6 protein-coding genes are annotated in these 6,686 nt (G+C 66.9%); all 6 read left to right on the plus strand.

The genetic code is table 11. The features are described from left to right. The coding region (locus AAFP05_RS07115; protein ID WP_341729159.1) for a topoisomerase C-terminal repeat-containing protein at positions 1-498 on the plus strand (498 nt) is incomplete at its 5' end. Between the two features lie 77 nt (positions 499-575). Further along, on the plus strand, positions 576-2,045 hold the full coding sequence (locus AAFP05_RS07120) for a hypothetical protein (protein ID WP_341729160.1): 1,470 nt from the start codon (positions 576-578) through the stop codon (positions 2,043-2,045). Beyond that, positions 2,038-2,700: a dTMP kinase gene (gene tmk, locus AAFP05_RS07125; RefSeq protein WP_341729161.1), complete on the plus strand. Its 663-nt coding sequence runs from the start codon at positions 2,038-2,040 to the stop codon at positions 2,698-2,700. Before AAFP05_RS07120 ends, tmk begins: the two co-directional genes overlap by 8 nt. Then, complete coding sequence (locus AAFP05_RS07130; protein WP_341729162.1) at positions 2,693-3,904, plus strand: DNA polymerase III subunit delta'; 1,212 nt, start codon at positions 2,693-2,695, stop codon at positions 3,902-3,904. The genes tmk and AAFP05_RS07130 overlap by 8 nt, the downstream gene beginning before the upstream one ends. 135 nt (positions 3,905-4,039) lie before the next feature. After that, positions 4,040-4,948 carry a DoxX family protein gene (locus AAFP05_RS07135; protein ID WP_341729163.1) on the plus strand — a complete coding sequence of 303 codons (909 nt, stop codon included), beginning with the start codon at positions 4,040-4,042 and terminating at the stop codon, positions 4,946-4,948. Positions 4,949-4,979: 31 nt separating this feature from the next. Next, a complete protein-coding gene (locus AAFP05_RS07140) occupies positions 4,980-6,557 on the plus strand; it encodes an alpha/beta hydrolase (protein WP_341729164.1) in 1,578 nt (525 codons plus the stop codon). The last annotated feature ends 129 nt before the right edge of the window (positions 6,558-6,686 follow it).

Raw genomic sequence — 6,686 nt, forward strand, 5'->3', positions numbered from 1 at the left:
GTGAGCCTGGACGACGCGTTGAAACTGCTCAGCCTGCCGCGGGTGGTCGGAGCCGATGATGAGGGCGTCGAGATCACCGCACAGAACGGACGCTACGGGCCCTACATCAAGCGGGGCAACGATTCGCGTACCCTGCCGAGCGAGGACGCGCTTTTCACGGTCGGCCTAGACGAAGCCAAGGAGCTGCTGGCCGCTCCCCGCACCCGTGGACGCCGGGCGGCCGCCGGACCGCTCGCCGAGCTGGGTGACGACCCGGCGACCGGCAAGCCGCTGGTGATCAAGGAGGGCCGTTTCGGGCCCTACATCACCGATGGTGAATTCAACGTGACAGTGCCGAAGAGTCAACCGTTGGGCGAGGTCACCTTGGAGATCGCCGCTGACCTGATCGCCGCCAAGCGGGCCAAAGGCCCGGCACCGGCGAAGCGGACCAGGCGGGCATCCACCAAGACCACGGCCGCCAAGTCGTCGGGCGCTAAGGGTCCCAAGAAAGCCAAGTAGCCCCCGGCACCCGCGGGCGGGGAAACGTCGGCATAATCGAAGGATCACCCGCAAACTCCGAGGGCAGGACAACCGACATGGCAAAGCATCACCGCAGCTATCTCTTCGAGATGCCGTATCAGGTGGATGCGCCGATTCTGACCGATCAGCCGTCCGGCATCGACCGGGTGCTGCTGCGCTGCCGCAGCGACCGGCCGGTCAGCACCATCACGCTGTTCGATACCACAGATGAGCGGCTCAGCCTTGCCGGAGTGATGCTCGCGCACCGAGTGGTCGACCAGCGCGGCGAGTGGCTGCTGAGGGCGCCCGACTGGCAGCCCTGGCTGCCGGAGGAATACGCGGAGCCGCTGGATTCCGGAGACGACCTGCCCGAGGACCTCGCCGCGCTGCTGTCGGGCTTCCGTCGGCGAGCCGCGCTCGGCCCGGTCGCCAGCGTCGTCGTGGAACGGGCCTGTTACGTGCTGCTCGATGCCGACGCTGCTGAACTGGGCGAGGTCCGCGATGATCGGGTGACCGTGCGTCGCGGTGGCCTGGCAGTCGCCCGGCACCGCGATGTCACCTTCCGCCCGGGCGACGCGATGACCACGTGGCAGCGCAGCGTGGTCATCGAGCGGCTCGGGGACGCCGGCGCGGTCAAGGTGACGGGGTTCGGCGAACCGATAGACCGGTTGACGGCATTGACTCATCCGGTGAACCTGCCGAAAGCTCCGGCGGACTCCGCCGAGATCAGCGCGGAGGACTACCTCACCTGGCTGTTCACCGACCGGTTGCATTCCTTGCTGCGGGCTGATTTACGGGTTCGCAAGCACGACGTGCCGGACACCGCACTGCTCGCCGAGGAGTTGGTACATGTCGCCGACACGGTTCGGGGCCTGGATTGCATGGTGGATCCGGGTTGGGCCAAGGAATTCACCTGGCAGGTCGATAAGGTCACCGCGCGTGGGGTGCGGACGAATCCGTCCGAACTCGGTGAGGCCTATTTCGACGCCCTTGATCTGCTCGCCTCGGCGGCGCGGGCGCCCAGACTGCGCCCGGCGACCGACGACGAGTGGCCCGCAGAGCCCAATGAACCCGGTAGTGCCCGGCAGCTGCTTCGTAGCTGCGCCCGCCGCCAGTTGGCCGGGGCCCTGGTGACGCTCGACGCGCTCGACGACCACAGTAGCGACCAGCAATGGGGCGCCGCGCTGGTGCGTATCCAGGATCTGGTGCGCACCCTGGAGGCCGGTGAACCCGTGCTCGGCAAGGTGAAAGGCCGTATTCGCGGGGTCGGTAAGCTGCTGGCCGCGCTCGGTGCCACCTCGAATCGCCACCTACTGGCGCACGAGGAATCGATCGCCGCGATGAGCCCGGCCGAGGCCTACCAGGCCGGACGCGATTATCAGAGTTCGTTGGATCACGTGCGTGTGCCGCGTCGCGGCTTCCTCGAATCCTGGCCGAAGACGCGCGCCAAGTTGCTGGACGAGTGGCCAGAGGTTGCTAAGCCTGGAGTCGGCGAACTACCGCAGCTGTCGGGCGCAGACTCGTCCAAACAGGACAGCGATGCTTGATCGGGGGCTCTTCATCGTCTTCGAGGGCGGCGACCGGGTGGGCAAATCCACCCAGGTGCGGGCGCTGGCAGCGGCTTTGGAACTGTCCGGGATCGACCATGTCATCACCTTCGAGCCCGGGGACACAGCTGCCGGGTCTCAGGTAAGACAGCTGCTGCTCGACCCCGAGTCCGATCTGGACGACCGCTGCGAGACCCTGCTCTATGCCGCTGACAAGGCGCAGCATGTGACGCGGGTGGTGTTGCCGGCATTGGCGGCGGGCAAGGTGGTGGTCAGTGACCGCTATGTCGACTCGATGCTGGCCTATCAGGGCTCGGGACGCGGCCTGGATGGTGGCACGCTGGCCGCGCTGGCCGATTGGGCGACCGGTGGGCTGCGTCCGGATTTGACGGTGGTACTCGACATCGAACCGGCGCATGCGGTTGCCCAGGCCCGCGATCTCGACCGGCTGGAACAGGCCGGAACCGATTTCCACGCGCGGGTGCGCGAATCGTTCCTGGCCCAGGCCGCTGCCGATCCCGATCGCTATCTGGTGCTGCCCGCGTTGGTGAGCGTGCGTGACACGGCGGCGCGGATTCGTGAGGCGGTCGGTGGGCTGTTGGGCCGCGAACTGGTCGTCCCTGAACTGAGCGAGCCCGGACGACGCCATGGCTGAGCCGAGCGGGGGAGTCTGGGCAGAACTGGTCGGCCAGCAACGCGCGGTGGCCACTTTGAAGGCTGCGGCCGCAGCCGCCCGGAACCCCGATGCCGTTGGCTCGCGCCATGCCATGACCCACGCCTGGCTGATCACCGGCCCGCCCGGCTCCGGACGCAGCAATGCCGCGCGTGCCTTCGCTGCGGCGCTGCTCTGTGACCAGGGTGGTTGCGGACGATGCACGATCTGCCGCAGTGTCGAATCCGGAGCTCATCCCGATGTCACCCTGGTGCGCACCGAACAGCTGTCGATCTCGGTCTCCGATGTGCGCGAACTCGCGTTGCGGGCGTCAATGTCGCCGACGGTCGGGAGCTTTCAGGTGATCGTCGTGGAAGACGCCGACCGGATCACCGATCAGGGCGCCGATGCGCTGCTGAAGGCTCTCGAGGAGCCGCCGCCGCGTACCGTCTGGCTGCTCTGCGCGCCCACCGCGGACGACGTCATCGTGACCGTGCGTTCGAGGACCCGCAAGGTGAATCTGCGCACTCCGCTCGATTCCGAGGTCGCCCGGTTGCTCGTCGAACGCGACGGCATTGAGCCCGGGTTGGCTGCCTACGCGGCTCGGGCCGCCCAAGGTCACATCGGACGAGCCCGTGCGCTCGCTCGCAGCGATGACGCCCGAACCTCCCGCCAGCAGATCATCCAGGTGCCCGGTTCGTTGACCAGCGTCGGAGCGTGCCTGCGGGCGGCCGGATCGATGGTCACTCTGGCCACTGCGGACGCCGAGCGCCGCACCGGCGAGGTCGATGCCCGTGAACTGGCGGAACTGAAGGAAGCGTTGGGCTACGGCACCAAGGGCGCGCGTCCGAAGCAGGCAGCGGCCGCGCTGAAGGAACTCGAGGATCAGCAGAAGGCACGCAGCAAGCGGCTGCAGCGTGATGCACTCGACCGGGTGCTGACAGAGCTGACCACCTGGTACCGAGATGTGCTGACCGTGCAGTTGCAGGCAGTCGAGGCGGCAGCGCCGACACCGAGGGTCGAGGGTCTAGGACTGATCAACGTCGAGATGCATGACGAGGTCGTCCGGGCCGCCCGTTCGGCGACCGCTGAGCAGACGTTACGCAGGGTGGACGCTATCCTGGCCGCCAGGCAGGCTCTGGAGCACGCGGTGGCCCCGCTGCTCGCCATGGAAGCGCTGATGCTCAACTTGGCCGACCCCAGCTGACGGATGGCACGGGAGGTTCACCCTCGGCAGCGGAATTGAACAGCCGGCACGGCGTGTCCGCCGCTGGTTTTTGGCGCCCAGGAGCCAAGATGGGAACTGACTTATTGGGCCCAGACACGACAGCGAGGACAGCTTGTGAGTACCGCCATCGAGGATGTGATCGAGCAGGCCGCACGCGCCACCGGCAGCGAGCCGCCGGCCCCGGACCAGTCCCGCGTTGTGCGCGCCTCGTCGCTCGCGGGGGCAACCCCCGCCGTTCCGCGGGATCCGCGGCTGTTGCAGGCCGAGCAGGCCGAGCACGAAGCTCGCGCCGCCGCGCGGGACGCCGAGTCCGCCAGGGCCGCCGCCGACGAGGCTGCCGCTCGGGCGGCTGCAGCGAAGGCGGCAGCCGAGAAGTCGAAAGCCGAGCTTGCGGTCGCGCGTGAAGAGGCCAAAGCGAAGGCCGAGGCGGCTGCGCTGGCAGTGCGTCTGGAACGTGAAGAGTTTGACGGTGCGGCAGCCGCCGCGCGTGCGGAGCGGCAGGCTTCGCGCGACGAGAGGCTCGGTACCGTGCGCACCGTTGCTGCTGCCGAACCTGAGATCGTTACCGTCACCAAGCGCAGCACGGATCAGTTCGCCGGTTCGCTGGCGCTGTTCCTGGTGCGGTTGGCCCTGGCCGCCTTCGCCGGCATCGTCGGATGGCAGTCGCTGGTCGACCGGCAGGCCACCATTGATGCGATCGCCTACGTCGGGTTGGATCCATCGTTGGCCGGGTCGGCCGCGTGGGCAGTCAGTATCGCGCTGATCGTCGTTGCTACCTTCGTGCTGATCGGCCTTGGTACGCGGTTCTTCGCTGCGGTTCTGCTGATCGGTGCTGCCGGGTTCATGGCATTCTTCCGCTTCGGCCCCTTCAGTCCGTTCTTGGAGGGACACTTCGGCTTCTACGGTGACCGCGATGTGCTGCTGGCCGTGCTGAGCGTGGTTCCCATTCTGATGGGGGCCGGACGATTCAGCGTCGACGCACATCTGCGTCACCGTCGCCAGAAGGCGAAGCTTGCCGGCTGAGTTGGGGCCCCGGTCTCGAGTATTCGAGAAGATGCGGCGGACGCGGATAGCTATCGGTGCGCTGGCCTTGGTCATCGGGTTGAGTGGGTGTGCCTGGTTGCCGGTGGACCTACCGTCCGGTAGCGATCGGCTGCCTACCCCAGAACACACCTATCCTGCCGAGGCTTCGCCCGACCGGGTGATCTCCGAAGCGTCCGACGATGTGAAACCGCCCGGTTTCGCGGACGCCCCGGGCGACGATCTGCAGGCCTATGCCGGCCAGCAGCTGAGCTGGACCGATTGCGGCGGGTACCGCTGCGCCACCTTCCTGGTGCCGCTCGATTGGCACGATCCGGGCGCGCAGGCCATCACCGTAGCGATGAAGATGCGTCCGGCAAGTGCCGAGCCGCATTTGGGGCCGTTGTTCATCAACCCGGGTGGGCCCGGCGGCTCGGCCCAAGATTATGTCGACGGTTTCCCGACCTCCGGCCTGGAACAGTTCGATGTCATCGGCCTTGATTCGCGAGGGTCGGGGGAGTCGACACCGGTTGTCTGTGGCACCGGTGCCCAGACCGATGCCTACTTCGACGCCGACTTCACACCCGATGATCAGTCGGAGCGAGAAGCCCTGATCGCGGGGCAGCGCGCATTCAACCAGGAATGTCGCGACAATTCGGGTGCCCTGCTCGACCACATCTCGACTGTCGAGACCAGCTACGACTACGACTTGGCCCGTCGGTTGCTGGGCGTGGAGAAGCTGAGTTTCCTCGGCACCAGCTACGGCACCTACCTGGGAGCGGTCTACGCGGAGCTCTACCCCACGAGGATCAGCCGGATGGTGCTCGATTCGGCGGTGAATCCGCAGCCCGACAGCGATGTCATTCAGGCGGAAGGGTTCGACCGCAACATCCAGGCCTTCGCAGCCTGGTGCGCGACCGATGGCGGCTGCGGGCTGGGCGAAAGCGAGCAGCAGGTCATCGACGCGGTCGTGGCGTTCATCGACAGTCTGGATGCCCACCCTTTGGCCGCCAGCGGCGGACGCTTGCTGACTCAGTCGCAGGCGGTCAGCGCGGTGGCTTTGTACTTCTACTTCGGCTCCGACGTCTATCAAGAGCTTGCTGCGATGCTGAGGTACGCCACGGCCTCCGCGGATGGTTCCTACCTGCTGCAGGTCGCCGACACCGTGAATGACCGGCAACCCGATGGCAGCTACGCAGCGATGGCGTACGCCTTTCCTGCGATTTCCTGCGCGGATGAGGCAGACCACGGCGTCCAGGCGGCCTTCGATGACTGGACGGGACGAAACCGTGAGCTGGCTCCTGTCTTCGGCAGACTCTTCGGCCCGAACCTGGTCTGCCCGTTGTGGACGGCCAAAGCCGCGCCGTCCATCGATTTCACCGGCAAGGACGCGCCGCCGATTCTGATCGTCCAGAACACCGGAGACCCGGCGACGCCATACGAGAACGGCGAGATGATGGCGTCCGAACTCGAGTCGGCGACGCTGGTCACCCGCGAGGCCGCAGGTCATGGGGCCTACGACGCGGGTAGCGGGTGTATCGACTGGATCGTGGTCGACTACCTGGTGAACGGCACGGTTCCGGCCGTCGGAACGCGCTGCACCGACGGCTGACGTCTTCTGTCGGCGCGCAGTTTCGCGCAAACGCGAGGTATCGGTATAGTTTTCGTGGTTGGTCCCGATGGGCCGGCGCGCCACCTTAGCTCAGTCGGTAGAGCGACGCTCTCGTAAAGCGTAGGTCGC

The organism is Brooklawnia sp., assembly GCF_032229645.1.
Lineage (GTDB): Bacteria > Actinomycetota > Actinomycetes > Propionibacteriales > Propionibacteriaceae > Brooklawnia.